Here is a 24,306-nt window from a genome sequence, read left to right as displayed (position 1 = left end):
GCCGGTGGGCTCGCCATCGTCCAGGCCCACCACGGCGCCATCATCGCCGTCGCCAACCCGCAGGGTGGCCTCACCGTCCGGGTCTAACTCCCCATCACCACTGCTCAGCAAGGGCGCTGACAAGCCGTCAGCTGAGTCTTGGTCAGATCGGGACCAGGCTGGTCTCGGTCGCCTTGACGCCGATCCAGACCGGGGCGCCCTCGGCGAGGCCGAGGTCGGCCGCCGACTGCGGGGTGATCTCGGCGACGATGTCGGGGGCGGCGTCCGAGGTGACCAGCAGCCGCAGTCGGCTGCCCAGCGGGGTGATCTCGGCGATCCGCCCCTGCCACTGGTTGCGCGGGCTGCCACTGGGCCGGTCCCGATGGACGGAGACGGCCTCGGGGCCGACCACGGCCAGCGCGGCGGCGCCCGGGGGCAGCGGTTCGGCGGCGACCAGGTGGGCCTGGTGCTCCCCGGCCAGGGCGAGCCCGTCGCCGGTGGTGGTGCCGGGCCAGGCGTTGCGGCCCAGCATCCGGGCGACCCAGGGCGAACGGGGAGAGCGGGTGATCTCGGTGGGCGGGGCGTACTGGAGGGCGTCGCCGTCCTGGAGCACGAGGACCTGGTCGGCGAGGGAGACCGCTTCGACCGGGTCGTGGGTGACGATCAGGCAGACGCCGCCGAAGCCGGTCAGATGATGCCGCAGCGTGTGCCGGACATGGGCCCGGGTGGTCTGGTCGAGCGCGGCCAGGGGCTCGTCCAGCAGCAGCAGCCGCGGGTGGGCGGCCAGAGCACGGGCCAGGGCGACCCGTTGGGCCTGGCCGCCGGAGAGCTGGTCCGGCTTGCGGTGGGCGAGGTGGCCCACGCCGAGGCGGTCCAGCCACAGGTGTGCCTCGGCCCTGGCCTCGGTGCGGGGGTGGCCCTGGGCCCGGGGCCGAAGGCGGTGTTGGCAAGAGCGGTCAGGTGCGGGAACAGGGCGCCGTCCTGGGGCACCCAGGCCACGCCGCGCCGGTGCGGGGGCAGGGCGGTGACGTCGTCCTGGCCCAGCCGGGTCCGGGCGCGGGAGCGGGAGGTCAGACCGAGCAGGGCGCGCAGCAGGGTGGTCTTGCCGGCGCCGTTGGGGCCCACCACCGCGATGGTGGTGCCGGGCGCGGCGTCCAGAGTGAGCTGGTTGAAACCGCTGACCTCGGCGTGCAGCGCCCACAGCTCAGTGGGGGCGGGCGGGTCGGCGAGCTCGGTCGGCAGCGCCGGTGCCACCGGGCCGGATGGGTCCGCGTGGGTGGCCGCGCTGCTGCCGCGGGCGGTGCTGCTACGGGCGGTGCTGCCGGTCCAGCGGCCGCGGAGGGCGACCAGGACGGCCATGGCGATGGCGAGCAGCAGCAGCGAGACCGAGGTCGCGGCCTCGGGCGAGTCCTGAAGCAGCAGGTAGACCTGGAGCGGCAGGGTCTGGGTGACGCCGGGCAGGTTGCCGGCGAAGGTGATCGTCGCGCCGAACTCGCCCAGGGCGCGGGCCCAGGTCAGGGCGGCCCCGGCGGCCAGCCCCGGGGCGACCATGGGCACGGTGACGGTGCAGAACACCCGCAGTGGGGACGCGCCGAGCGAGCCGGCGGTCTCCTCGTAGCGGGGGTGCATCCCGGCCAGGGTGCCTTCCAGGCTGATCACCAGGAACGGCATGGCGACAAAGGTCGCGGCGACGATCGCGCCGGAGGTGTGGAAGGGCAGGGTGATGCCGAACCAGCTCTCCAGCCACGGTCCGAGCAGCCCCTTGCGGCCGAAGCCCAGCAGCAGCGCGACGCCGCCGACGGTGGGCGGCAGCACCATCGGCAGCAGCACCAGTGAACGCACCAGGGTCTTGCCGGGGAAGTCGACCCGCGCCAGCAGCCAGGCCAGCGGCACGCCCAGCAGCAGGGACAGGCCCAGGGCGGAGAAGGACACCACCAGCGACACCCGCAGGGCGGTCAGCACCGCCGGGTCGCTGAGGTTGCTGCCGAGATCCGACCAGGGGGTGCGGGCCAGGATGCCGACCAGGGGCAGCAGCAGGAAGGCGATGGCCAGCAGCGCGGGAACGGCCAGCGGCAGCGGGGTGCGGCCCGGCACTCGCCCCCGCGTCCGTTCCCGCGTCCGTTCCCGCGTCCCCTTCCTCGGCAGCGTGGCCATCAGGGCTTCTGGAAGCCGGCGGCCTGCAGGATCTTCTGCGCCTCGGCACTCTTCAGCCAGGTGACGAAGTCGCTCGCGGCGGCGGCGTGCTTGGAGGTCTTGAGGGTGGCGGCCGGGTAGGAGGCGATGGCGTTCTGGCCGTCGGGGATCTGCACCGACTGGACCTCGCCCGCGGCGCCGGCGGCGTCGGTGGCGTAGACGATGCCCGCGTCGGCCTCGCCCAGCCGCACCTTGCTCAGCACGGCACGCACATTGGGCTCCTGGGAGACCGGCTTGACCGTCACCTTCTGCGCGTCCAGGACCTGCTGGCTGTAGCGGCCCACCGGCACCTCGGCCGCCGCCAGCACGACCTTGAACGTGGGGTTCGCCAGGTCCTTCAGGCTCGCGATCTTCAGCGGGTTGTCCTTGGCGGTCGCGATGACCAGACGGTTCCTGGCGATGATGCTCGGGTCGTTGGTCTCGGCCTTCAGGCCGTCCATGGTCTTGGTGTCCGCGGTGACCAGTGCGTCCGCCGGTGCGCCCTGCTTCACCTGCGAGGCCAGATCCTGCGAACCGGCGAAGGAGAACTTCACGGTGGTGCCCGGGTGCTCCTTCTCGTAGGCGGCGCCGGCCTGCTTGAACACATCGGTGAGCGAGGCGGCGGCCAGGACCGTCAGCGTCGCCTTCGGCGCACCGGTGGAGGAGGAGCCGTTCAGGTCGTCGGCGGCTCCGGTGCTGGTGCTGCCGCCGCTCCCGCAGGCCGCCAGCGGGACGAATGACGGCTGCGGAGAGCACGGCGGCGGCGGCCCGGCGGCCGGTCAGGATTCGGGACATGGAAAGAAACTCCTCGGGTGTATCTCGTGTGTATTCAGGTGCGGTCGATGATGACGTCGGTGGATTTCACCCGGGCGGTGGCGCGCATGCCGACCTCGATACCGAGTTCCGCGACCGCTTCGCTGGTCAGCAGGGAGACCAAGCGGTGCGGCCCGGCATGGATTTCCACCTGTGCGGCGACGTCGCCGACTTTCACCGCCGTGACGATTCCGGGGAACGCGTTGCGAGCCGAGATATGGACCGCCTCGCCGTCCAGGACACCGGCGCGGGCGATCTCGACCGCCAGTGCGGCCAGGTGGACGCCCTGGATCAACCGGCGTCCGGTCGAGTCGCGGGTGGTGGCCACCCGGCCCTGATCGGCCCAGCGGCGAGCGGTGTCGGGGCTCACCCCGAGCAGGGGAGCGGCTTGGCCCACGGTGTAGAACTGCATATACAAGACGTTAGGACGATATGCCTGGCAGATGCAAAGCCAAAGCAAAGCCCGTTATCAGGAAGAATTAATTGTGGAACAGGACCAAAGTCCTGACCTGAAGGCCCTGCGGCCCTGCGGAGTTCATCGGGAAATTAGTCAGGCACAGCTGCGGGCCGTAATGGTGCTTTATGCTGGCACCTGCGACGGGCTCCGAGCACGCGGCGGGAATGCTCGCTACGGTGAAGGAGACACAGCAGGTGAACGCCTGACTTTCCCCCACCACGTGAGGTTGGCCCCCATGAGCCTGAGCATCCGCAACCAGATCCCCGGCACCGTCACCTCGGTCACCGCCGGCGAGGTGATGGCCACCGTGAAGACCCGGCTGACCGGTGGTCAGGACATCACCGCGGCCATCACTCTGGAAGCCGTCAAGGAGCTGGGCCTGGCCGAGGGCACCGCGGTGCGCGCCATGGTCAAGTCCACCGAGGTGTCGCTGGCCACCGGCCCGGTCACCGGGCTGAGCATCCGCAACCAGATCCCCGGCACCATCACCGACGTCGCCACCGGCGGTGCGATGGCCACCGTCAAGATCACCGTCGAGGGCGGCGAGCTCACCGCCGCGATCACCAAGGACGCCGTGACGGACCTCGGCCTCGCGGCCGGCACCAAGGTCACCGCGCTGATCAAGTCCACCGAGGTCTCCCTGGCGACCGTCTGACCCACCGTCCGCTGTGCCGGGGCCGGGGCCGGGGCCGGGACCGGGGACCCTGCGGGGTTCCCGGGGCCCCGGCCCGGTGCGGGATCCCGCCGTTCACCGGAACCACCGTTCGCGTTTAGGCTGGTGGCATGCCCCGCTTGAGCGAGGAGCGCCGCGAGGAGCGCCGCCGCCGGATTCTCACCAGTGCCTGGAGTTGCTTCTCCCGCAATGGTTTCCACGCCACGTCCATGGACGACGTCATCGCCGCGACCGGTATGTCCTCCAGCGCCGTCTACCGGTACTTCCGCAGCAAGGACGAGCTCATCGCCGCCGCCGCGGACGAGGGCCTGGCGCTGATGCGGGATCTGTTCGACCGGCTGCTGGAGCGTCGTCCGACGCCGTCCCCGGCCGAGGTGCTGACGGCGATGGCGGCCGAGGCCCGCTCCCGCGGCGAAGGGCAGTCGTACGACCTGACCCGTATCGCCATCCAGGCCTGGGGAGAGGCGCTGCGCAGCCCGGAGCTGGAGCAGCGCACCCGGTCCCTCCACCTCGACATGCGCGGCAACCTCGTGGAGCTGGCCCGCCGTTGGTGCGAGGAGGGGCAACTGCCGGCCGAGGCGGACCCGGAGCAGGTCGCCACGCTGCTGCTCACCCTGATGCCCGGACTCCTGGTCGGCCGCCACCTGGTGGCACCGGTCGCCGCGGAGCAGCTGATCGGCGGGCTGACCTCCCTCGCCTCGGCCGTCCGGGACGGGACGTCACCCCAGCGGTAGGTACTGGGCCAGTCGGTCGAGCACCTGCTGCGGGTTGGTCGGCACTCCGGACGCGGCCAGATAGCCGTCCGGGCGCACCAGCAGCGTGGTCGACAGGCCCGGCACGTGGCGGACGGTCAGCGGCCCGTGCTGGTCGGCGGGGCCGGGACGGCGGCTGGGGTCGGTGCTGGGATCGGGATCTGGGTCGGGCAGGGCCAGGGTCCAGTTCAGGTCGGTCGCGGGGACGGTCAGTGGCGAGACCCGGGCGCCGAGGCGCGGGGTGCCGTGGTCCGGGCCGCTGGTGTAGTCGATGTCGAGCTGGGCCAGGGTGGCCGCGATCCAGTCAGTGATGCCCGGTGTGGCGGCCGCTGCCGCCAGCAGGTCGTTGCGGCGCTGGACGGCCACCGGGGCGGTCAGGCCCGCGATCCTGGCGAACTGGCTGGTGAGGGCGACCACCCGGGCGGCGACCGGGTGCCGCTCGCGGTGGTAGCTGTCCAGCAGTTCGGCCGGGGCGAGTCCGCCGAGCACGGCCTGCAGTTTCCAGGCCAGATTGCCCGCGTCCTGGATGCCGGTGTTCATGCCCTGGCCCCCGGCCGGGCTGTGGGTGTGGGCGGCGTCCCCGACCAGCAGGACCGGACCGTCGCGGAAGCGCTCGGCCACCCGTTCCTGCACCCGGTAGGTCGAGGCCGACACCACCTCCTCCACCCGCGCGTCTCCGGCCGCAGGACCGCGCTCGGACAGCAACTGCTGGACGTCCGAGGCATCGGGCCCGGCGGCGTCCGCCGTGGTGGGGGCGACCAGGCGGTGCAGGCCGCCCGCGAGCGGGGAGAGCAGCAGCAGGCCCGCGGGGGAGAGGTAGAACGTGGTGCTCTCGATCTCGCCCTCGCCCTCGCCCTCGGCGGCCCCGGCCCCGGCGGTCAGCCGGACGTCGGCGAGGGCGTAGAGCTGTTCCGGGGCATCTCCGGGGAAGCCGATACCGGCAGCCGCGCGCACCATGCTGTGGACGCCGTCGCAGCCGACGAGGTAGCGGGCGGACACCCCGCGCAGCACCCCGTCCGGCCCGGCGACGGTGGCGGTGACACCGGGAAAGTCGCTGGTGAAGCCCAGGAACCGGTGGCCCCGGCGGACGGCGCCGCCCAGCTCCTCCAGCCGACGGGCCAGGTGTTCCTCCGTGGTCTGCTGGGACGCCAGCAGGATGTACGGGTGCGGGGTGTCGAGGTGCTCGTAGTCGGCGCGCAGCAGCGTCCGCTCCCGGTCGTGGAGGCGGAACCCGCTGCCGCGCCGGCCTGCCGCGACCAGGTCGGGGCCGACCCCGATCCGGTCCAGGTACTCCAGCGCCCAGGGCTGTACGGCGGCGGCCCTGCTACCGGGGCGCACCGCCGCATTGCGGTCGATCAGCACATGGTCCACCCCCAGTTGGCGCAGGCTGACCGCCAGCGCCAGCCCGGCCGGGCCGGCCCCGACGATGAGGACGTCGGTGCACAGGGGAAGAACCGGGACCGCCGACGACGCCGCCATAGCGCCCTCCTCGTCCACCAAGTACGCCAGGTACGCCAAACGGAAACGTTCGTTTCCCTTTCATGTCGACGCTAGCACCCCCCACCATCAAACGCCAACGATCGTTCCCCTTTGGCGGCGCGGAGGCGGGGTAAGGATGACTGCGCCAACTCGGGCATCGTTCAGGAGTTCTGCCCAGGCATGCAGCAGCCCCCACTGCCAGGACTGCGGCAGCAGGGCCGATGGAGTGCTGTGCGGGTCCTACAGGGTCGGAGGCTCGGCGTACCGCTCCATCGCGGTTCTGGTGGTGCTGGCGTCCACAAAGGACAGCACCCAAGGACCCGTGTTCACATCGAACTCCTTGCCGAAGCCCACCCACTTGCCGGCCATGCGTCGGTTGGTCGGTTCGATCAGTAGTTGGATCGCTCCGTGGTACCGCGCCCCGCTGTAGTAGCCGTCAGCCGCCGTCTGCTCCGTCCACGTGCCGGTGACCACGTTCCGATCGACCGTCAGGTCGAGAGTGATCGGGCTGTCCGGATTGGTGGAGGTGCCGGGTAGCGAGCGGCCGGTCAGGCGGTTGCCGTGTTGGAGCAAACACGACGTAGTGAGCGGCCTTGAAAGTGTCACCTCGGCTCGACGAGAAGTACTCGTACCGACTGATCCACACCCCACCGTGGTTGTGGACCGGTGCGGGTGAGGCAGCTACGGGAATCGGCGCAGCCCCGGCCTCGGCATCCACGTCGTGGCCGCCATGTCCGTCATCCGCCACCCGGACCAGAGGCACCGGAATGCGGAACCCGAGGGATTCCACGGGGAGTCCCGTAAGCGTCTCCAGGGCCCTTGCGTAAACAGGTCGGGGGTATGTGGACGTTCCTGATTCCCAGCGCTGTACGAGCCGCTTGTTGGCATCGTTTGGTTCGCCTGAGGACTCACCCACCCGGCGAAGCTCACGGGCCATGTCGTCCTGGCTGAGTCGCAGTCCCACCCGGACCGCACGGAAGGTGTCGTTGGGCGTACTCATGTGATCCACGGTAGCGGCTGACACAAGGTCAATGACACCGGTTTGACGCCCTAGTGACGCCCGTCCCGTCGTCGCGCTGAGTACGTCACCGAGCACAGCATGTTGAACATGGATGGCAGCAGCGAAGCGGCGACAGCCCGGCATGGACTCCGGATCAAGGTGTACTCAATCAGCAGAGCCACGGGCGAGCGATGCACCGTGCGTGCTGAGAGGGTGTCCGGCTCGGACGACCGTCCCAGCCCGATCCTGTCCATGGTGTTTCCGCCTTGCTCCTGCCCTCAGTGCAAGAGGTCGCGGTGACCGTTCCGCACCGCCCCCAACTCTGGTTCCGGGCAGAGCGATTACGGCTCCCTTTTGATGCTGCAAGGGCTCACCGTCCGGCACTTGCGGAACGTAGGGCACAGACCCAAGAACACCCGTCTTCACAGGGGGCGGGTACGAGGAACTTCGATTCAAGGAGACAGACACCATGAGCGAGACCGCACTGCCTGTGGCGTTAGGCGTTGACCCGCGCACCTTGATCCACCCCGAGGTCCGCGCCCTGATCATCACCACCTTGCGGGCCCAGCACCCGGAGGTGACCGAGGAGCGTGTGGAGCTGGGGGTGGGTCAGATGGCCGCGTTCCTCACGGCCTGCGCCAAGTCGGACCGCCCGCTCAGCCCGTCGCCGGAGGTGGACGACTACTGGCACGCGTTCGTCCTCAACACCGAGGCGTACATGACGTGGTGCACGGAGATGTTCGGCAAGATGGTGCACCACAAGCCGGGCTATCTGGACCCGGAGGAACACGGCGGGGGCAAGGTGCTGCGGGCCCGAGCCATCGACGCCGTCGCGGAGCTGGGGTTCCTGCTCCAACCCGACTTCTGGCCGGAGATCGAGTTGGCCCAGTGCTCCCAGTGTCACGCCAACTGCTCGGACAGCCCGTTCACCGGTAGGAAGTAGTAGGGACCTGCGGCCGGTGCTCCGTCGTGGGCACTGGCCCGCCCCCGCGTAGGCAAGGAATCCATCAGGTGTCGTCGCAGCGAATCGACTGGACCCAACTCCCCGACGATGCAAGGGAAGCGGTACGGGAACACGCGGGTCCGGTGCTCAGTGCCCGGAGTGCTGACTACGGCGTCACGTCCGCCTTTGCGAGCATGCTGGACACCCGGACGGGCCCCGTGTTCCTCAAGGCCACCCCGGCGGACAACCCACAGGCATGGGTGTACCGGCATGAGGCGCGGGTGACCGCTGCCGCTCCGTTGGCTCCGCCCTGTTGTGGGAAGCCGAGGGGGGAGGGTGGCTGCTGTACGGGTATGGCGCTCTGGTCGGCAGGCATCCGAGCTTCGCTCCGAACTCACCCGACCTGCTGCCGGTCGTGCAGGCCCTGTCCGTTGTGTCCGGGCACCCGTGGCCGGTGGAGATCAGCAAGAAGCCGTTGAGTAACCGGCTGGCCCGGTTCATCCCCTCCGGTGGCGAAGGGGCGTTGGACGGTACGTCGCTCGCCCACACGGACGCCGGGGAGTTCAATCTCCTGGTCACCGACACCGGGGTCCGACTGCTCGACTGGGCACTGTCGTGCCCCGGGCCAGACTGGGCAGACGCGGCTCTGCTCGTCCCTCGGCTGATCGCGGCAGGCCACACGCCGGAGCAAGCCGACTACACTGCTCGGCACATTCCGGCCTACCGCGAGGCAGACCCGGACCGGCTGCGGATTTTCGCCCGGACCATCCATGCGTTCTGGTCGTTCCGGACTGATGAGGACCCGCTGCCTCAGCGGGTGAGGCTGACGAAGGCTGCCGAACGCTGGTCCCTGACAACGCGCCTGCGAGGCTGACCACCCCCAGACCGCCCGGCTTGCCACCGTCCTACGTCGGGTAGTCGAGTGGCTTGGCCGGCGCCACTGCGGACCCTTGCGGCTCATGGGCTGTGAGCCCCAGAAGGCAATGGACGGGCGTAGTGGGTCGGCTGGAGAATGGCCCCGCTGCGATGGCCTTCATCCTGCTCTTCGCCGGTTTCGAGACCACGGTAAACCTGATCGGCAACGGTCCCTATGCCCTGTTCTACGCCGCGTACTGGCAGTCAGTGAAAGGCGATGGTGGCGTGATGGGTTGCTGCGGTCAGGGCGCTTGCCGGCAACATACCGCCGCTCCGAACAGGATGGTTGTCCACCACGCATCATCGCCCCGAGCCCTCATGGGCATAGTTGTGTTCCTCGCCTGGCATGAGGCTTTTTTGAGGGAGGTCAGCCGCTCGCCTGTTGCCATGCTCTACCGCTGGGGATCCACAGGACTTCTGCCACCTGGTGCCAGTCGCCGTCTCACGTGCGCCCCGCGTGCGTCCACAACCGCACAACGGGTGAGACGGATCAGCCTGCGCAGCAGCTTCCCGGCCTGGCAGACTGTGGCCCCATGACGTACTGGGTAGCGGGTCAGGGCGACAAGTACCACGGCTGGGATGGCTGCTGGGCACTCAAGGCCGGGCAGGCCTCTGCCGACTCGCAGGAGGGCTACGAGCGGCAGGACGTCCAAGTTTTCGACAGTGAGGATGCGGCTCGCGCTGCTGCCTTGGAGCACGCTCGGTGTGAGGCTCGCGGATGCTTTGCACAGGGGCGAGGACGGGGATTGTTGCGTCTGGCGGAGCAGGTCGATCGGGAACATCTCAGCGATCCGAACTGGCTGGAGCGTCGCCTTGAGCTCCCAGCCGACGACTGAGCCCGAATCCACCGGCTGATCATTTCGGGGTTGCTCTCCTGCCCGTGGACGGTCGGCCGCTGGGGGCAACAGGTTGAGGGTGTGCGGTAGCCGCCGTGCGCGGGTCGCGGCCTGTCCGAGGGGTTGTGCGGGGTCGGGAGCGGTTGGTGGCGCTGTCGCCGGTGGCCGTCGGGCCGTCGCGGTGCGGGATCTTGTGGCGGTCAGGCCGCCGGGCGCGGCGGTGGGGAGTGGACGGCCTCGAACAGGGCGGTGAAGGCGTCGCGCCAGGGCCAGTGCTCGGGCAGATGCACCGTCAATTTGGTGCGCGCGGTGCGCGCGAGCCGGGCCGGGACGTGGACCAGGTGGGCGCGCAGGGTCGCTGTGGTGGCCTTGGCGTGGAAGACCGAGGTCAGCGCACCGGCGGCCCGCAGCAGGTTGTGCGACATCGCCCACAGGGTCAGCCACGCGGCGTTGGCCTGGAAGTTCCCGGACGGCAGGTGGGCCAGAGGCCCGGACTTCCCGTCCGCGATCACCTGCTCCACCACGGCGTGCTGCCGGTGGTGCAGTTCCGCCTGCAGCACCGCGAAGGAGCTGTCGGTGAAGACGGGGTGGTAACGCCAGGCGGTGAACAACTCGCCCTGACCCTGGGCCACTTCGGCGTTCAATCGGCGGACCCGGCGCACGATCAGCCGGGCGGTGACGTGCTCGGACTTCCTTCGGCCGGTGAAGGCGGTGTAGGGGATCTCGGCGACCTCGGCGTCGGAGACCATCTCGCCGGTGTCGGGGTCGACGAAGGCGTCCGGGTAGCGGATCGCCGTCCAGGACTCCTGCGGGATGCGGGAGATCGCGCCCGCGATGGAGGGGTTCATGCCGGTGGTCAGGGAGAATCGGGCGCCGGCCCGGCGGCAGGCGGCGACCACGTCGGCGGTGTAGAACTTGCTGTCCGCGCGGACCAGGCGGATCCCGGTGCCGCCGGTCTCCTTCGCTATGGCCAGGGCCTCGCTCACGAAGCTCTCGGCTCCGCGGACGTCGGCGGCCTTGCCGCGGCGCAGGCGGACCGCGCCGATCACGGGCCGGGCGATCGGGGTGGACAGGGTGGCCAGGATCGGGTGCAGGGTGCGCTGGCCCTTGAGGCGGCCGACCTGCGCGCCCTGCTTGGCGTGGCCGTACACGCGGCGGTGGGTGGGGTCGATGTCGATGAACATCAGTGTGTCGGCGCCGGGCAGCAGTGGGGTGCTGCGGGCCAGTCGGGCCAGGAAGTCGCGGTGAACGCGGTGGAGCTGGCGGTTGTGGCCGTGGGTGAAGGAGCGCAGGAAGGTGCCCAGGGTGGAGGGCGCGCGGACCGAGGTGAAGGCGCGGTCCATCGCGCCGTGCCGCAGCCGCGCCGCGTCGTCGATGCTGTCCGCGCCCGCGCACATCGCGCTGATCAGCGACATCACTTTGGCGGCCGGGTTGGCTCCGCCGCTGTTGTCGGCGCCCTCGATGCGGAGCGCGGACGCGGCCAGTTGCCGCAGGCCGGCCCGCTCGGCCAGCCGGACCAGCGACAGCAGCCCGGCATCGGCGATCAGGTTCGGCTCGTCGAAGACGGCGGAAACCGCTGTGGCGGCATGGCAGGATTGCATCTCGCGGATGTTCTCTCGTTCTGGCGACTTGGTTCTGTAGGAAGTCCCATCGTCCCAGGTCAGAGGGCATCCGCGTCGTTATGTCCAGGCCTCGGACAGGTCATTCATCGGTGGATTCGGGCTGAGGGGCCCCGGCACATCAGCCGGTTGTCTGTCAGCGCGCACAACCGGAAGTGCACCGCCGCCCCGCCGCTGGCAATCACTGCGATCGTGGTCAGCATGGGCACCGATGCATAGCCCAGCCCCCGCCCAAGAAGAACCCTGCCCCTCCGCCACCGGCAGGTGTCTCAAGCTACTTGGCCAATGCCATGACGGAAGACCGGTACGCCTTGATAGTGCGTACCTGAAAGGGACGACCACGCTTATTCGTGGTCGTCTGCAAATGTGCCACGAATTCAGCGAGAACCATTTCTTTGGCGTCTACCGCTGCTGCGGCGATACTCGCCTACAGGTCGGTCCTCCTGGTCGGTTCGGTGCTCTGCAGGCCGGAGCGAAGCGGAGACTTCAGTGGTGCTGTGATCTTGCTTCCGTGCGGGGTGCAATCTGGATCAACAAGACGGTTGTTTCGGAGTTTGCGCTGTTCAGAGCGCTAGTGGAGGCCATGACCGGATTCGAACCGGCGTAAACCGCTTTGCAGGCGGTCCCCTGAACCACTCGGGCACACGGCCAACGTCGCTTGGCTAGGCCGCGGCGGTGAAGTGTTCGAGTGTTCGTGATTGTTCGTCAAGGTTGTTGTGGGTGCAGAGGGTGACGACGGTTGCCGGGTTGCCGGGTCGGTGTGCCTGGGGGAAGAGCTGCAGCTTGACGGTGTGTGTGACGCGGGTGGTGGCGGGCTCGTCGGGTTTCAGGGTGCGGTATCCGGTGCCGCTGCGCTTGGCGGCACGGGGTGCGGCGCGTCCGGGTCGGGGTGTGACGGCCTGGCGGATGAGGTCGGCGCGGACGTCACGGGCCTTGGCGGCCAGCTGGCGAGGGGGGAAAAGCCGTCCCGACGGTGCGTCGGACGGCGGCGAGGGTGTTCTTGAAGCTGATCTCCGCGGCGGGAACGTGGGCCTGCTCGGCGGAGTCGAGGGCCAGCTCGTGGACTGCCTGGTAGACGCAGAGCATCGCCCACAGTTCCTGCTCGACCATGGCGGGGCTGTTCGAGCGCAGGGTGGCGGTGCGCCCGCCGCGCTGTTCGATCTTGATGTGCTTGAAGATCGTCTCGCTGGTCCAGCGGGACGTGTAGAGCTCGGCCAGCTCCTGTGCGGGCGCGGTGACGGGGTCGAGCAGGGTTGTGATCAGGCAAAACAGCTCCGAGGTCTCCTCCGTGGTCCCGTCGGGGCCCCAGGTGGTCGTGGTCACGGTGTACTCGATGACCCGCACCGGCATCCGCTCGCCCTTGCGTCGCCCGCGCAGTTCGCTCAGGTAGGTGCCGTCGGGCAGCACCTGGACCAGCGGCAGGGCGAACGACTGCGAGACGCGCCACAGGAGTTGGGCCCCGGTGGCCGCGGTGTCGGTGCACAGGCCGTAGGCGGGGAAGCCCCGGTCTGCCAGCAGCAGCATCTCTGGCCCCAGCAGGGGCAGCAGCCGCAGCGCCAGGGTCCGCTCGCCGACCGCGAAGGAGTCGAAGACGGCCCCGATCATCGCCTTGGTGCCGCACTCCACCAGGGCCAGCAGTCGTACCTGCGGATACGGCCCCGGGCCGGCGGCGTTCGAGGAGCGCGTGTACGCGGCGGTGTTCTTCTCGCTGTCGGGGACGTCGACCAGGGTTCCGTCCATGGAGGCCAGGCGCAGTCCGCGCCAGAACGCCCCCGGTGTGGCGGGCGTCCCCCTGGCGCCGGCGACCCGGTCGAACAGCAGCCGCAGCGGACCGGGCCCCACCCGCGCCCGCGCCTCGGTCAGGGCTCCCGTGGTCGCCGGCCGCCAGGTCTCGCCCGCACGGCGCGGCCAGTTCTCCACCAGCTCGCGCAGCACCAGCCCGTAGCCGTAGCCGGTGAACAGCCACATCGTCAGAACGAAGTTGACCATCAGCGACGAGGGCAGGGACTTGGTCCGCTCCTCCCGCGCCCCGGCCTCATCGACGACGAAGTCGACCAACTCGGGCGTAAAGGTGCGCGACAGCAGCCCCATCCGCAGCCGCTCCGGGTAGCTCTCACCAGCTATGTGATCACGTGGCACAAGATCCAGACCTTAGCCGATCATGAGCTTCCCAAGCGACGTTGGGCACACGGCCGTGATAGGGGTGATGCATGGGTGAGGCGGTGAAAACCTTCAGGCTGCGGCGGGACAACAACACGCCGTGCTGGAACAGCTGACCGGGCGGGCGTCGAAACGGGTGGCGCGCGTCATGCTGTGCACTGCCTTCCCGTTCATTGTGACTCCCTCTGCTGTGCTCCGGTCCTGCCCTGGTGAAATCGACTCTACGGTATTCACCCCCGTATTCGTCAACACCATCCCGGAAATTCCGTGGAAGAGTCCGCGAACGGGTCCGCAGGAGTAGCAGAGTCCTAGGCCCGGAGGCGGAGGCGGGCTACGCCTTCGGACAGGGGTCAACCCCGGCGATGACCCTTACACTGAGGTCGGTGACCACCCACACCCGCCACCCCGCCGACGACCGCGAAGTCGACCCTCCGCCCCCGCCGTCCTCCGCGGAGCCGTCCCCTGCCGGGTCGTCCCCCGCAGAACGGGGCGGAGTGATGAGCGGGCCGTACCGTGCGCTCACCCTCGGCATCGTCTCCTGCGTGCTGCTGGTGGCCTTCGAGGCCACCGCCGTGAACACCGCGATGCCGATCGCCGCCCGCGACCTCGACGGGCTCGGCCTGTACGCCTTCGCCTTCAGCGGGTACTTCACCGCGAGCCTGCTGGCGATGGTGGTCTCGGGGGAGTGGAGCGACAAGCGCGGGCCGCTGGGACCGCTCAGCGCCGGGATCGGCACCTTCGGCGTCGGCCTGGTGATCGCGGGCACCGCGGGCAACATGTGGACCTTCGTCGCCGGACGCGCGGTCCAGGGCCTCGGCGGCGGGCTGCTGATCGTGGCCCTGTACGTGGTGGTCGGCCGGGCCTACCCGGAGCGGCTGCGCCCCTCGGTCTTCGCGGCCTTCTCCTCGGCCTGGGTGCTGCCCTCGATCGTCGGCCCGGTGATCTCCGGGACGGTCACCCAGCAGCTCGGCTGGCGCTGGGTGTTCCTGTCCATCCCGGCCCTGATCGTGCTGCCGGTGGCGCTGATGCTGCCTCAGCTGCGCCGGCTCCAGGCGGCGGACACGGCCGCGGACGCCGCGCCGCGCAGCTGGGGTCTCGACCGCCGCCGGATCCTGCTGGCGCTGGCCCTCGCGGTGGGGGCGGGGCTGCTGCAGTACGCCGGGCAGCAGCTCGACCTCTACGCCCTGATCCCGGTCGCGGCGGGGCTCGCCCTGCTGGTGCCCGCCGTCACCCGGCTGCTTCCGCACGGCACCTTCCGGGCCGCGCGCGGTCTGCCGACGGTGATCCTGCTGCGCGGGATCGCGGCCGGGGCCTTCTTCGCCGCCGAGGCGTTCATCCCGCTGATGCTGGTCACCCAGCGGGGGCTCTCGCCGACCCTGGCCGGGCTCTCGCTCACCAGTGGCGGCCTCTGCTGGGCCCTCGGCTCCTGGATCCAGGGCCGCCCCTGGGCCGCCCGGCACCGCTCGGCGCTGATCCGGGCCGGCTTCCTGATGAGCGCCTTCGCCATCGCCGGTGCCGGACTCGTCCTGTTCCCCGCGGTGCCCGCGTACGCGGTCGCGCTGTTCTGGATCGTGGGCGGCCTCGGCATGGGGCTGACCATCGCCAGCGTCGGCGTGCTGATGCTGGCCTTCTCCGAGGCCGACGACACCGGCGAGAACTCGGCGTCGCTGCAGGTCAGCGACGCCCTCGGCAACGTGCTGCTGACCGGCCTGGCCGGGGTCCTGTTCAGCGTGGTCGGCACCGGCAGCAGCGGCGGTTTCGCGGCCATCTTCGCCACGATGACCGGTGTCGCCCTGGTCGGCGCGGCAGTCTGCGGACGCACCCGGGTACGGTGAACGCGACGTCATCCGGAAGACACCGGCCCGCCGTGTCGCGCCGGTAGGCTGGGCGGGTTGTCCATCCTGTCTGCCGGTTCCACCGGCTGTTCCCGCTGTTCGTTCCTGCTGTCGACCCGTGCCGGAGACCGTGAGTACTGCAACCGCATCCCACCATCCGTCCCTGTCCCCCGCCTTTCCCGGGCGGGCCCCCTGGGGTACCGCCGGGGCACTTCGTGCCTGGCAGCAGGCCGCCATGGAGAGCTATGTCGAGAAGCAGCCGCGGGACTTCCTCGCGGTGGCGACCCCCGGCGCCGGGAAGACCACCTTCGCGCTGACGCTGGCGTCGTACCTGCTGCACAACCATGTGATCCAGCAGATCACCGTGGTGGCGCCGACCGAGCACCTGAAGAAGCAGTGGGCCGAGGCGGCGGCGCGGATAGGGATCCGGCTGGATCCCGGGTACAGCAGCGGGCCGCTGTCGAAGGACTACCACGGGATCGTCATCACCTACGCCGGTGTCGGGGTGAACCCGATGCTGCACCGGAACCGGGTCGAGCAGCGCAAGACGCTGGTGATCCTGGACGAGATCCACCACGCCGGCGACTCCAAGTCCTGGGGCGAGGCCTGCGCGGAGGCCTTCGAGCCGGCCACCCGCCGGCTGGCGCTGACCGGGACGCCGTTCCGCTCGGACACCAACCCGATCCCCTTCGTGGCCTACGAGGCCGGGAACGACGGGATCAGGAAGAGCATCGCCGACTTCACCTACGGCTACGGGCACGCACTGGAGGACCATGTGGTCCGGCCGGTGATCTTCCTCTCCTACAGCGGCAATATGCGCTGGCGCACCAAGGCCGGGGACGAGGTCGCCGCCCGCCTCGGCGAGCCGATGACCAAGGACGCCGTGGCCCAGGCCTGGCGCACCGCGCTGGCCCCGCAGGGCGAGTGGATGCCCAATGTGCTCCGCGCCGCCGACAAGCGGCTGACCGAGGTGCGCAAGGGCATCCCGGACGCGGGCGGCCTGGTCATCGCCACCGACCAGACCGTGGCCCGCGCCTACGCCAAGATGCTCAAGGAGATCACCGGCGAGAAGGTCGCCCTGGTGCTCTCCGACGAGGTCGAGGCCTCGCAGCGGATCACCGACTTCTCCGAGGGCACCCAGCGCTGGATGGTCGCGGTGCGGATGGTCTCCGAGGGCGTGGACGTGCCCCGGCTCGCGGTCGGCGTCTACGCCACCTCGATCTCGACGCCGCTGTTCTTCGCGCAGGCGGTGGGCCGCTTCGTCCGGGCCAGGAAGCGCGGCGAGACCGCCTCGGTGTTCCTGCCGTCGGTGCCGACGCTGCTGACCTTCGCCAATGAGATGGAGCTGCAGCGGGACCACGTCCTGGACCGGAAGAAGAACAAGGAGGACGGCCTCTTCGACGAGGAGGACGCCATGCTTGCCGAGGCCGAGAAGACCAAGGACGAGGCCGACGGCATGGACGAACTGCCGTGGGAGGCGCTGGAGTCGGACGCGGTGTTCGACCGGGTGCTCTACGACGGCAAGGAGTTCGGCATGCAGGCGCATGCCGGGTCCGAGGAGGAGGAGGAGTACCTCGGCATCCCGGGCCTGCTGGAGCCGGACCAGGTGCAGATACTGCTGCAGCGCCGGCAGACCCGGCAGATCCAGCGCAGCAAGGCCAAGCCGGCCGAGGAGGCCGACCTGCTCGAGCTGCCGGCCGACCAGCGTCCGATCGTCACCCACAAGCAGCTGCAGGAGCTCCGGAAGGAGCTGAACGGCCTGGTCGGCGCCTGGCACCACCGGACCAACCAGCCGCACGGCACCATCCACAACGAGCTGCGCCGGGTCTGCGGCGGGCCGCTCACCGCGCAGGCGACGGCGAGTCAGCTGCAGGCGCGCATCAAGAAGATCCAGGAGTGGGCCACCACCATCACCTGACGGTGCGACAGACAGGGCTGAGGGACCGTCAGGGGGCGGCCGGGCCGGTGATGTACTTGCCCGAGGCGCTGTAGGGCCAGCCGTTGGGGACGCAGCCGTGCAACCCCTTGATCTGCTGCATCATCACCGGCGCCGGGTCGCCGGCGCCGGTGCAGGAGACATGGCCGTGGTGCAGCGAGTGCCCGACCTCGTGGTTGATCGCCAGGGCGTGGTAGAGGTCGGGCTGGCCCTTGTAGTACTGGGTCAGGTCGATCCAGCGGGCGATGTTCTCGACCACCGTGTTGCCGTTGTTGCTGCAGTTCACCCCGCCCGGCGCGGACTCGCGTATGTCCAGGCCGATCAACTGCTCGCAGAAGTGGTACGTGGTGTTGGGCGAGGCCAGGTAGATGGTGAAGGCCACCGGGCCGGAGGACACCCGCTGGAAGGACCACAGCCCGGCCGCGCTCCAGCCGCGCTGGGTGTTGTCCAGCACCGCGTCCACCTCGGCGGCGAAGGTGGCGGGGGACACCCCGAGGCCGTTCTCCACCGCGACCTTGTAGCGCTGGATCGTCCCGGTGCCGAAGCGGGCGGTGCCGCCGGTTGCGTAGCTGTAGGTGCCCTTGCCGCTGTTCGGGTACGTCTTCGGCAGGGCGGTGCCAGTCGGCGGCGCCGAGGTCTTCTTGTGGCTCGGCGAGGGCGAGGCGGACGGGGACGGCTTCACCGCGGCGGTCGGCGACTGCAGCGGGCCGGCCTGCGGCGTCCCGGCAGCGGCGGTGGCCGGGGTGCCGGTGGCGGTGGCCCGGGTGGCGTCGTGCAGCACATAGCCGCCGATGCCCAGGACCGCCACCAGGGCCAGCACCAGCAGCACTACCCTGCTGCCCCCGGTCGACCGCCCCCGACGTCGGCCGGACCGCCCCCGGGCCCGTCTGCCCCCGGCACCGTGCCCGGCACCGTGCCCAGCACCGCGCCCGGCGCCGCCCGCGGCTCTGCGGGCGGGGGACGGCGGCGGGAACTGCGCGACATGGGGGCGGAGGCTCTCTGTGGGCGACGGGGCGACGGGGCAGCGGGGGCAGCAGGGCAGCGGGGGCGGCAGGGCAGCAGGGCGACAGGAGTTACTGAGAACTACACATCCGAGCGATCAGGATGGTTGCACACGTCCCGGAAGTTCGTTCGGTCACGCCGGAACTGGTCACGATTCAGCAGCTCCAGATGTCCGGTTGTCCCGGCTTGCCCCGGTCGTAAGAGCCAATTCTTACGATCCATGACCGAATTCTGGACAAGCCCTTCCGCAGAGCGGTGCTCCCTCACTAGCGTCCACCCTCACCACACATCCGGCGGAAGGGGAGCACGTACCGTGACCGCCGAGACTTCACAGACGCTGGACCGCGGCGTCCGGGTGCTCAAGCTGCTGGCCGACTCGGAGCGGGGACTCACCGTCACCGAGCTGGCCGGGCGGCTGGAGGTCAACCGGACCGTGGTCTACCGGCTGCTGGCCACCCTGGAGCAGCACGGCCTGGTCCGCCGTGACATCGGCGGCCGGGTCCGGGTCGGCCTGGGCGTGCTGCGGCTGGCGCACCGGGTGCACCCGCTGCTGCGCGAGGCCGCGCTGCCCGCGCTGCGCAGCCTGGCCGAGGATCTGGGCGCCACCGCGCACCTGACCCTGGTGGACGGCACCGACGCGCTGGTGGTGGCCGTGATCGAGCCCAGCTGGACCGACTTCCACGTCGCCTACCGCACCGGCCTCCGGCACCAGCTGGACGAGAACGCGGCGGGACGGGCCATCCTGGCCGCCCGCGCGCTGCCGTACGGGGCCCGTCCGGAACCTCCGTTCGCGGCCACCGGGACGGTCGAGGGCGCTCCCGAGGAGCGCTCGGGGGCCTGCGGGGCGGCGGCGGCGCTGCTGGGGCTGAACGGGATAGAGGGCTGCGTGGGCGTGGTCATGCTGGGCGGGATGGTGCCGGAACGGGTCGGCCCGCGCGTCGTCGAGGCGGCGACGGAGGTCGCCGAGGCGCTGCGCTGACCCTCCGCAGGAGGGGTGGTCAGCGAGCCGATGACAGCCACCGCCGGGCGGTGTGTTTTGATGCGCGGTGTGCCGTTCTCTCTGTCTGCGCCCGCCCTGTCGCGTCGTTCCGTGGTTCTGACGGTCTGTGCCGTCGTGCTGCTGGCCCTGTTCGGCGTGGCCGGCTTCGCGCCGCTGCCGTTCACGATCATGTACCCGGGGATCACCGCCAACACCCTGGGCGTCTACCCGGACCCGCCGCAGGCCGGCGAGCCGTCCAAGCAGGTCATCACCATCACCGGGCACCCCGTCCGGCAGACCTCGGGCGAGCTGCGGATGACCACGATCTCGGCGACCGCGCCGCAGGACTCGGTCAGCCTGCTGGACGCGGCCAGGGCCTGGCCGGCCAAGGACCAGGCCGTGGTGCCGCACGACTCGGTCTACCCGGCCGGGCAGAACACCCAGCAGGTGGAGGCGACCAACCAGCAGGAGATGACCGACTCCCAGTCGGCCGCGACCTCGGCCGCGCTGTCCTATCTGCACCTGGACGCCTCGCAGGTGAAGGTCAGCATCAGCCTCGCGGACGTCGGCGGCCCCAGCGCCGGGCTGATGTTCACCCTGGGCATCATCGACGAACTGGCCGGCAACGGCAGCGGCCAGACCGGTGCGGCCGGGGATCTGACCAATGGCGCGACCATCGCCGGCACCGGGGAGATCGACGCCTCGGGACGGGTCTCCCAGGTCGGCGGGGTGGCGCTGAAGACCAAGGCGGCCCGGCGGGACGGCGCCACGGTGTTCCTGCTCCCGCGCGCGGAGTGCGGCGCCGGCCGGTCCGGGCTGCCGGCCGGGCTGCGGCTGATCCCGGTGGACACCCTGGACCAGGCGGTCAAGGCCCTCGCCACGCTGCAGAGCGGCACCGGCACCCTCCCCAGCTGCTGACCTGCCCGGCTGCTGACTCCGAACGCCCCTCGGGTCACTTCTTCGCGACGACGAAGCCCCGGTCGATCAGCCAGGTCCGAGCCACTGCCCGCGGGTCCTGGCCGTCCACGTCCACCTTGCTGTTGAGCTGCTGGGCGACGGTGTTGTCCAGCTTCGCCGAGACCGGGTCCAGCAGGCCGGTGATCGCCGGGTGCTCCCGGACGGCCTTGCTGTAGAGCTCGGGGGCGGCGTCGTAGTTGGGGAAGAAGTGCTTGTCGTCGGCCAGCACCTGGAGCTTGAGCGCCGGGATCCGGCCGTCGGTGCTGTAGACGTCGCCGAGCAGGCAGGACTTTCCGGCGGAGAGGGTGGTGTAGACGATCCCGGCGTCCATGGTCCTGATGTGGGACTTGGGGATGGACATCCCGTAGGCCTTCAGCATCCCGGTGAGCCCGTCGTCGCGGACCCCGAACTCGTTGTCGACGCAGAGGGTGACCGCCGAGGGGTTGGACTTGGACAGAGCCGCCACGTCGGAGAGCGTCTTCAGGTGGTACTTGGCGACGTTGGCGGCGTTGCCGCCCAGCGCGTAGGTGTCGTTGAGCTGCGACTGCGGCAGCCAGGTCAGTCCGTTCTTCAGGTCGGCGTCGTGCACCGCCTGCCACTGCTGCTGCGGGTCCGGGATCGGCTTGGTGTTGCCCAGGTAGGTGATCCAGGCGGTGCCGGTGTACTCGTACATCCCGTCGGCGGTGCCGGAGACGATGGCCTGGCGGGCGCCGATGGAGCCGGAGATATTGGTCCGGTCGACCACGGTGGCCCCGGCGGCGGTCCAGACCAGGCCCATCATCTCGGCGAGGATCACGTTCTCGGTGAAGTTCTTGGAGGCGATGGTGAGGGTGACCCCCTTCAGCGGCAGGCCCTTGCCGAGGCTGCCGGGGCCGACGTCGGAGGGGATCACCGTGCCGCTGTGCAGCCCGCAGCCCGCCAGCGGGGTGGCCAGCAGCAGCACGGCGGGGAGCGCGGCGAGCCGCCGGATCACTGCCGCACCTCCAGGCCGCGCGGGCTGAGCCTCAGCTCGGCCAGTGAGCCGAGCCAGTCCACCAGCAGCGCCAGACACACCGTCAGGATCGCGCCGACCACCAGCACCCTGGTCCGCTGGGTGGTGATGCCGGCCGTGATCAGATTGCCCAGCCCGCCGCCGCCGGCGAAGGCGGCCAGGGTGCCGGTGCCGACGTTGAGGATCAGCGCGGTGCGCACTCCGGCCAGGATCAGCGGCACCGCCAGCGGCAGCTCGACCCGGCGCAACACCCCCAGCGGCGACATGCCGATGCCTCTGGCCGCGTCCAGCAGAGTGGGATCAATGGCCCGCAGCCCCGCCATCGTATTGCTGAGCACCGGCAGCACCGCGTAGGCGACCATGCCGATCAGGGCGGTGCGCGGGCCGATGCCGAGCCAGATGGTGAGCAGCGCCAGCAGTCCGATCGCGGGGGTGGCCTGGCCGAGGTTGGCCAGGGCGACCGCCAGCGGCGCGGCCCGGCGGGCGAAGTGCCGGGTCAGCAGGATGCCCGCGGGCAGCGCGATCAGCAGCACGAAGAAGGTGGACTCCGCGGTCAGCTTCACCTGCTGCCAGAGGTAGAGCCGGACCTGGCCGCCGTCCAGGGAGTTGTGCTCGATGGAGTCCAGGTCGGCGTTGGTGATCCAGAGGTAGGTGCAGAGCAGCAGAGCCAGCAGCACCAGCGGGGTGACCAGCAGCTTGCGCAGGCCGATCCGGCGGCTGTCGGCCTTGGCCGCCGGTGCTGGGGCGGTCGTGGTGGTGGTCACTGGTGCTCGCCTCCGCCGTCGAAGCCCTCCAGGGCCTCCTCGATCCTGGTGTGCTGGTCCTCGCGGTGCTCCAGGGCGGTCAGCCGGTCCGCCTCCAGCAGCTCGTGCACCGAGTTCAGCAGGGTCTCCATGTCGACCACGCCGACGTACTCGCCGCGTCGGCCGGTGACGGCGACCCGGCCGCCGTTGTCGGTGAGCACCGCCTCCAGTGCGTCGCGGAGCGTGGCGTCGCGGCTGACGGTGTGGTTGACCATGGCTCCGGCCCGGGCCAGCGAGCCGCGGGCCCGCATCAGGTCGCCGCGGCGGAGCCACTTGTAGGGGCGGCCGCGCCGGTCGAGCAGCAGGATCTCGTTGTCCCGGCCGTTGCGGAAGCGGTCGAAGAGGTCCTGCAGCGGTTCGTCCACGGTGACGGACGGGAAGTCGGCGATGCCGACGTCGCGGACCCGGGTGAGGTTGAGCCGCTTCAGGGCCGCGCCGGCGCCGACGAAGCCGGAGACGAAGTCGTCGGCCGGGTTGGTCAGGATCGCCTCGGGGGTGTCGAACTGGGCGATGTGGGACTGCTCGCGCAGCACCGCGATCCGGTCGCCCAGCTTGATCGCCTCGTCGAAGTCGTGGGTGACGAAGACGATGGTCTTGTGCAGCTCGTGCTGCAGCCGGATCAGCTCGTCCTGGAGGTGGTCCCTGGTGATCGGGTCCACCGCGCCGAAGGGCTCGTCCATCAGCAGCACCGGCGGGTCGGCGGCCAGGGCGCGGGCCACGCCGACCCGCTGCTGCTGGCCGCCGGACAGCATCCGCGGGTAGCGGTCGTGGAACTCGCGGGCGTCCAGGCCGACCAGGTCCAGCATCTCCTCGACCCGCTCCTTGATCCGCGTCTTGCCCCAGCCGAGCATCCGCGGCACCTGGGCGATGTTCTCGGCGACGGTCATGTGCGGGAACAGGCCGGAGGACTGGATGGCGTAGCCGATCCGGCGGCGCAGCTTCACCGGGTCGATGTCGGTGACGTCCTCGCCGTTGATCCGGATCCGGCCGGAGCTGGGCTCGATCAGCCGGTTGATCATCCGCAGCGTGGTGCTCTTGCCGCATCCGGAGGGGCCGACCAGGATCACCGTCTCGCCTGCGGCGATCTCCATGCTGACCGCGTCGACCGAGGGCGCCGGGTTGCCCGGGTAGCGCTTGGTCAGGTTCTCCAGCTCGATGGTGGCGCCGGTGACCGGGGCGGTGTTGGTGATCGTCGGCGGATTGCCGCTTGTGGCGTCAGACACGGATACCCGCCGATACGGTCAGGCGCCCCAGCAGGACCAGGGCGGCGTCGAAGAGGAGGGCGAGCACCACGATGCCCAGCGTCCCGGCGAGCACCTCGTTGAGCGCGTTGGCGCTGCCGAGGCTGGCGATGCCGGAGAAGATCTCATTGCCGAGCCCGGGCCCCGAGGCGTACGCGGCGATGGCGAGGATGCCCATGCTCATCTGGGTGGAGACCCGGATCCCGGCCAGGATGGTGGGCCAGGCGATCGGCAGCTCCACCTTGGCCAGCCGGGCCGTGCCGGACATCCCGATCCCGCGGGCGGCGTCCACCAGGGCCGGGTCCACGCCGCGCAGCCCGACGATGGAGTTGCGGACGATCGGCAGCAGCGCGTACAGCACCAGGGCGGTCACGGTCGGCGGGACGCCGAGCCCGAGCACCGGGATCAGCAGGCCGAGCAGGGCGTACGAGGGAATGGTGAGCACGGTGCCGGTGGCGAGGGTGGCCAGCCGTCCGGCCCGCTCGTTGCGGTAGGTGAGCGCGCCGAGGCCGACCCCGAGCAGGACGGCGATGACCATGCACTGGAACACGGCGCTGGCGTGCTGGTAGGTGTCGCTCAACAGCTGCTGCTGGCGGCTGCTGACGTAGTCCAGAAGTTCACGGCCCGTCAGCGCTCCCTGCTGCTCCGGCTGGTCAGTCCCCGGCGGGCCGGGGGCCCACACCAGGCCATCAAACCCCACAAACCGGTCACCCACCCGCTGAAGATGGCTGCTGGCGCGGGCGGCTCACCCCGTTGGCGCGCAG

At 70.4% G+C, this 24,306-nt stretch carries 17 protein-coding genes, 1 tRNA gene and 3 pseudogenes; 8 read left to right on the top strand and 13 right to left on the bottom strand.

Features of this window, described 5'->3' with window-relative positions:
* Positions 1 to 142 precede the first annotated feature (142 nt).
* From ACXKR8_RS18680 to ACXKR8_RS18670, 3 genes and pseudogenes are all read right to left on the bottom strand, one after another.
* Positions 143 to 2,133 (bottom strand): annotated as a pseudogene (locus tag ACXKR8_RS18680) (ABC transporter permease).
* A pseudogene (gene modA, locus ACXKR8_RS18675) lies at positions 2,133 to 2,946 on the bottom strand (molybdate ABC transporter substrate-binding protein). Before modA ends, ACXKR8_RS18680 begins: the two co-directional pseudogenes overlap by 1 nt.
* 34 nt (positions 2,947 to 2,980) lie before the next feature.
* On the bottom strand, positions 2,981 to 3,376 hold the full coding sequence (locus ACXKR8_RS18670; protein WP_458274040.1) for a TOBE domain-containing protein: 396 nt from the start codon (positions 3,374 to 3,376) through the stop codon (positions 2,981 to 2,983).
* A 280-nt stretch (positions 3,377 to 3,656) separates the two neighbouring features.
* On the opposite strand from ACXKR8_RS18670, the gene ACXKR8_RS18665 reads away from it, so the two are divergent.
* Positions 3,657 to 4,076, top strand: coding sequence for a TOBE domain-containing protein (locus ACXKR8_RS18665; protein ID WP_458274039.1), 420 nt, complete (start codon positions 3,657 to 3,659; stop codon positions 4,074 to 4,076).
* 128 nt (positions 4,077 to 4,204) lie between these two features.
* A complete protein-coding gene (locus ACXKR8_RS18660) occupies positions 4,205 to 4,828 on the top strand; it encodes a TetR/AcrR family transcriptional regulator (RefSeq protein WP_458274038.1) in 624 nt (207 codons plus the stop codon).
* Here the strand turns inward: ACXKR8_RS18660 and ACXKR8_RS18655 are convergent.
* Entirely contained in the window at positions 4,814 to 6,325 is a 1,512-nt protein-coding gene (locus ACXKR8_RS18655) for an FAD-dependent monooxygenase (RefSeq protein WP_458274037.1), read from the bottom strand. The two genes, ACXKR8_RS18660 and ACXKR8_RS18655, sit on opposite strands and share 15 nt — an antisense overlap.
* A 240-nt stretch (positions 6,326 to 6,565) precedes the next feature.
* A pseudogene (locus ACXKR8_RS18650) lies at positions 6,566 to 7,325 on the bottom strand (helix-turn-helix domain-containing protein).
* A gap of 469 nt (positions 7,326 to 7,794) precedes the next feature.
* Between ACXKR8_RS18650 and ACXKR8_RS18645 the strand changes: the two are divergent.
* Positions 7,795 to 8,268: a glycine-rich domain-containing protein gene (locus ACXKR8_RS18645; protein WP_458274035.1), complete on the top strand. Its 474-nt coding sequence runs from the start codon at positions 7,795 to 7,797 to the stop codon at positions 8,266 to 8,268.
* A 454-nt stretch (positions 8,269 to 8,722) separates the two neighbouring features.
* Positions 8,723 to 9,142 carry a phosphotransferase gene (locus ACXKR8_RS18640; protein ID WP_462100585.1) on the top strand — a complete coding sequence of 140 codons (420 nt, stop codon included), beginning with the start codon at positions 8,723 to 8,725 and terminating at the stop codon, positions 9,140 to 9,142.
* Between the two features lie 1,077 nt (positions 9,143 to 10,219).
* Here the strand turns inward: ACXKR8_RS18640 and ACXKR8_RS18635 are convergent.
* The 3 genes from ACXKR8_RS18635 to ACXKR8_RS18625 all read right to left on the bottom strand — a co-directional run bounded on the left by ACXKR8_RS18635 (position 10,220) and on the right by ACXKR8_RS18625 (position 13,777).
* Positions 10,220 to 11,620: an IS1380 family transposase gene (locus ACXKR8_RS18635; protein ID WP_458266600.1), complete on the bottom strand. Its 1,401-nt coding sequence runs from the start codon at positions 11,618 to 11,620 to the stop codon at positions 10,220 to 10,222.
* 593 nt (positions 11,621 to 12,213) lie between these two features.
* Positions 12,214 to 12,288, bottom strand: a tRNA-Cys gene (locus ACXKR8_RS18630).
* Between the two features lie 274 nt (positions 12,289 to 12,562).
* Positions 12,563 to 13,777, bottom strand: a complete 1,215-nt coding sequence (locus ACXKR8_RS18625; RefSeq protein ID WP_458267222.1) for an IS4 family transposase — start codon at positions 13,775 to 13,777, stop codon at positions 12,563 to 12,565.
* 383 nt (positions 13,778 to 14,160) lie between these two features.
* Here ACXKR8_RS18625 and ACXKR8_RS18620 point away from each other — a divergent pair, with 383 nt between their 5' ends.
* Both ACXKR8_RS18620 and ACXKR8_RS18615 read left to right on the top strand, forming a co-directional pair.
* Positions 14,161 to 15,633 carry an MFS transporter gene (locus tag ACXKR8_RS18620; protein WP_458274032.1) on the top strand — a complete coding sequence of 491 codons (1,473 nt, stop codon included), beginning with the start codon at positions 14,161 to 14,163 and terminating at the stop codon, positions 15,631 to 15,633.
* A 130-nt stretch (positions 15,634 to 15,763) separates the two neighbouring features.
* Positions 15,764 to 17,551, top strand: a complete 1,788-nt coding sequence (locus tag ACXKR8_RS18615) for a DEAD/DEAH box helicase (protein ID WP_458274031.1) — start codon at positions 15,764 to 15,766, stop codon at positions 17,549 to 17,551.
* 28 nt (positions 17,552 to 17,579) lie between these two features.
* Here ACXKR8_RS18615 and ACXKR8_RS18610 read toward each other — a convergent pair whose 3' ends face one another.
* Positions 17,580 to 18,398 (bottom strand): DUF3152 domain-containing protein, encoded by an 819-nt coding sequence (locus tag ACXKR8_RS18610; RefSeq protein WP_458274030.1) that lies wholly within the window; start codon positions 18,396 to 18,398, stop codon positions 17,580 to 17,582.
* A 486-nt stretch (positions 18,399 to 18,884) separates the two neighbouring features.
* On the opposite strand from ACXKR8_RS18610, the gene ACXKR8_RS18605 reads away from it, so the two are divergent.
* Both ACXKR8_RS18605 and ACXKR8_RS18600 read left to right on the top strand, forming a co-directional pair.
* On the top strand, positions 18,885 to 19,550 hold the full coding sequence (locus tag ACXKR8_RS18605) for an IclR family transcriptional regulator (RefSeq protein WP_458274029.1): 666 nt from the start codon (positions 18,885 to 18,887) through the stop codon (positions 19,548 to 19,550).
* A gap of 60 nt (positions 19,551 to 19,610) precedes the next feature.
* Positions 19,611 to 20,468 (top strand): S16 family serine protease, encoded by an 858-nt coding sequence (locus ACXKR8_RS18600; protein ID WP_458274028.1) that lies wholly within the window; start codon positions 19,611 to 19,613, stop codon positions 20,466 to 20,468.
* Positions 20,469 to 20,502: 34 nt separating this feature from the next.
* Here ACXKR8_RS18600 and ACXKR8_RS18595 read toward each other — a convergent pair whose 3' ends face one another.
* Genes ACXKR8_RS18595 through ACXKR8_RS18580 form a run of 4 tightly spaced genes read right to left on the bottom strand, consistent with a single transcriptional unit; the run spans position 20,503 to position 24,155 of the window.
* A complete protein-coding gene (locus ACXKR8_RS18595; RefSeq protein WP_458275016.1) occupies positions 20,503 to 21,477 on the bottom strand; it encodes a glycine betaine ABC transporter substrate-binding protein in 975 nt (324 codons plus the stop codon).
* On the bottom strand, positions 21,477 to 22,262 hold the full coding sequence (locus ACXKR8_RS18590; RefSeq protein WP_458274027.1) for an ABC transporter permease: 786 nt from the start codon (positions 22,260 to 22,262) through the stop codon (positions 21,477 to 21,479). Before ACXKR8_RS18590 ends, ACXKR8_RS18595 begins: the two co-directional genes overlap by 1 nt.
* Positions 22,259 to 23,524, bottom strand: a complete 1,266-nt coding sequence (locus ACXKR8_RS18585; protein WP_458274026.1) for a betaine/proline/choline family ABC transporter ATP-binding protein — start codon at positions 23,522 to 23,524, stop codon at positions 22,259 to 22,261. Before ACXKR8_RS18585 ends, ACXKR8_RS18590 begins: the two co-directional genes overlap by 4 nt.
* On the bottom strand, positions 23,517 to 24,155 hold the full coding sequence (locus tag ACXKR8_RS18580; RefSeq protein ID WP_462100688.1) for an ABC transporter permease: 639 nt from the start codon (positions 24,153 to 24,155) through the stop codon (positions 23,517 to 23,519). Before ACXKR8_RS18580 ends, ACXKR8_RS18585 begins: the two co-directional genes overlap by 8 nt.
* Positions 24,156 to 24,306 lie beyond the last annotated feature (151 nt).

Source organism: Streptacidiphilus sp. PAMC 29251 (genome assembly GCF_054208735.2).
The sequence above is the reverse complement of the archived record's forward strand: the minus strand, read 5'-3'. Positions and strand labels throughout refer to the sequence as shown.

Excerpts from the sequence above, each read along its gene's own strand:
- ACXKR8_RS18655 (WP_458274037.1), bottom strand. The coding sequence starts at position 6,325 with ATGGCGGCGTCGTCGGCGGTCCCGGTTCTTCCCCTGTGCACCGACGTC.
- ACXKR8_RS18600 (WP_458274028.1), top strand. The coding sequence starts at position 19,611 with ATGCGCGGTGTGCCGTTCTCTCTGTCTGCGCCCGCCCTGTCGCGTCGT.
- ACXKR8_RS18660 (WP_458274038.1), top strand. The coding sequence starts at position 4,205 with ATGCCCCGCTTGAGCGAGGAGCGCCGCGAGGAGCGCCGCCGCCGGATT.
- ACXKR8_RS18665 (WP_458274039.1), top strand. The coding sequence starts at position 3,657 with ATGAGCCTGAGCATCCGCAACCAGATCCCCGGCACCGTCACCTCGGTC.
- ACXKR8_RS18635 (WP_458266600.1), bottom strand. The coding sequence starts at position 11,620 with ATGCAATCCTGCCATGCCGCCACAGCGGTTTCCGCCGTCTTCGACGAG.
- ACXKR8_RS18645 (WP_458274035.1), top strand. The coding sequence starts at position 7,795 with ATGAGCGAGACCGCACTGCCTGTGGCGTTAGGCGTTGACCCGCGCACC.
- ACXKR8_RS18670 (WP_458274040.1), bottom strand. The coding sequence starts at position 3,376 with ATGCAGTTCTACACCGTGGGCCAAGCCGCTCCCCTGCTCGGGGTGAGC.
- ACXKR8_RS18620 (WP_458274032.1), top strand. The coding sequence starts at position 14,161 with ATGACCCTTACACTGAGGTCGGTGACCACCCACACCCGCCACCCCGCC.